1 protein-coding gene and 1 pseudogene are annotated in these 2,192 nt (G+C 27.0%); both read left to right on the top strand.

Annotation, left to right across the window (positions count from 1 at the left end; genetic code table 11):
* Window positions 1-114 precede the first annotated feature (114 nt).
* Window positions 115-1,812, top strand: a complete 1,698-nt coding sequence (locus AJ932_RS02405) for a lysozyme (protein ID WP_070288994.1) — start codon at window positions 115-117, stop codon at window positions 1,810-1,812.
* Window positions 1,802-2,192, top strand: a pseudogene (locus AJ932_RS02400) (hypothetical protein); the annotation flags it as partial. The gene AJ932_RS02405 and the pseudogene AJ932_RS02400, both read left to right, overlap by 11 nt.

The following is a 2,192-nucleotide window of genomic DNA, read 5'->3' as shown; positions in this document are numbered from 1 at the left end:
TTAGATCAAGATAATACTATAAAACAAGATACACCTAGTTATTATTTTTCTCCTAAAGATGAAAGCAGTGGTTTAGGAAGACTTAGTATCTTTTATAAAAATGATGAACTTTGCTTGCTTAATTATTCTATATTAGAAAATTCTTTAAATATTAAATTAGAATGTTTAAGCAAACAAAGCTTAGAGTATAAAGACTTAATTTCAAACACTTTAAAAGAACAAAAAACCACACAAGTAGATAAAAAACAAGCTATAGCTAAACTTCATGCTCTTTTAGAAAATCAAAACCTAGAATGTATCCATGGAGGTAAAGTCATACTTAAATCAAACAAAGGAAAAACTTTTAAAGATGATGGTGTGCCTATAATGCTAGAAAGTGATTTATTAAACTCTAGTATAGTAGCTTGTCCTAATACTATAGCAGGTGTAAGTGTTCCTTGTACTAAAGTTGTTAATGTAAAAGGATCCTTATCTCAAAAGAAAGTCAATAATGAATATGTAATCTTACAAGAACTCATCTCAGCTTGTAAAACAGATAAAGGCTTTGCTTTAAAAGTAAGCTTTACTCCTACTAAGTTTAAATTTGATCACAGCTTTAATCCTAAAGAGGGCTTAGGAGAACAAAGTAAAAATCAAATAGAGTTAAAAGAACCTATAATAAGACTTCATTATAAAAGTGATAGATTTCAAAAAGATAATTTACCTATCTATAATCTTTTAATCAATAATGAAAAAAAAGAACAAAATAAGGCTTTAAATGAATTTAATATAGATTTAAAAGATTTAAAAGATTTAAAAGATATAGAGGATATAAATATTCTTAATCAATTCAAACAAGACTTTAGTAAAGATTATGAATTTAAAGAATTAAATCTTAGCTTTGATACTAATTTAATCAAACTTTATTTTATTATCCCAAAAAACATTGCTAAAGTTTATAAAAGTGCTTATAAGGAATTTGAAAATAAAGATTTAGGAGTAGGGTATTTTACACAGCTACATGAGTATGATAAAATCATCAAAAATTCCCTAGAAGACAATAAAAAATTAAACGAATATCATTTTAGTTTTTTAGCTCCTGCAAAAATGCAAAATTTAAAACTTCAAATCGCACAAGGACTAGATGAAATCTTAGAAGATGAAGATAGAAAACAAGAGCTTTATGTTTGTAAATTTGTGGTGGTAAATGGGGTTAGTGAAAACAAAATAAAAGCAAAAAATAAAGATGTAAATATAAATAATGGCACAAAATACACAAACACTACAAAAAGCAATAATATAAGTTCTAGTGAAAACAATGCTCAAGAAATCATCCCTGATAATGTTATAAGAATACAAACACAAGATGGCAGTGGGGAGTTTATTGAGATAGTATTTCCTAGTCAATTAGAACTCAATGATAAACCTTTGGAAGATGTGAGTTATACATTTATTCCGGTTTTAAGAGGGATAAAGCAATTTTTTAAAGATACTGAGTATTTAAAACCCAGAACATTGACTAAAGATGAAGTGTTGCAGATAGTAGATAAACTGCCAAAAAATGTTCGAGATAAACGCAGGAGAATAGTTGAAAATAAAGAGGAATTAGACAAATTATGGAAAAAGTTAACTAAAAATTCTGAAGAGTTTGAAAATAAAGTAGATAAAAAATACGGACAGCCGATTTATATGAGAAAACTAGATGATCAAACTATTATACAATATAAGAAAACTTCTAAAAGCGGGGGTGAGACCATAGAGATAAATTCCAATAAGCCAAGAGGAAATCTTAAAACAATACATATAGAAAATGGGATAAAAAATGAAATATAGGTATATAAAATGGGATGAAAACGAAAAGTGTGCTATTTTTTTTCCTGATATAGATTTTGATATATGGAAAAAAACCCAGCTTTTAGAGAATGATTATGCTAATCCAACTTTAATTATATCATCTCATTTAAAAGATAAGGTCGGTATTTTAGAACTATTTGAATATTATATTTTGCTTATTTGTGGAAAAAGCATGGGTGTCTCAAGGTGGGAATGTAATAATTTAATTTTATTAGATACTTACAGCATCGATAATATTAGCAGTCCATTTTATTTAAATACACCCAAACCTACCTATATAAGTGAATATATTAATGTCTTGGGGCAACTTTTTCTAGCAGGTTATATAGATTTTGGATCTTATTGTGATGAAGATAGAA

The organism is Campylobacter sp. BCW_6873 (assembly GCF_001762365.1).
In the GTDB taxonomy this organism is placed as follows: Bacteria; Campylobacterota; Campylobacteria; order Campylobacterales; family Campylobacteraceae; genus Campylobacter_D; species Campylobacter_D jejuni.
This window is presented reverse-complemented; position numbering and strand designations above follow the sequence as displayed.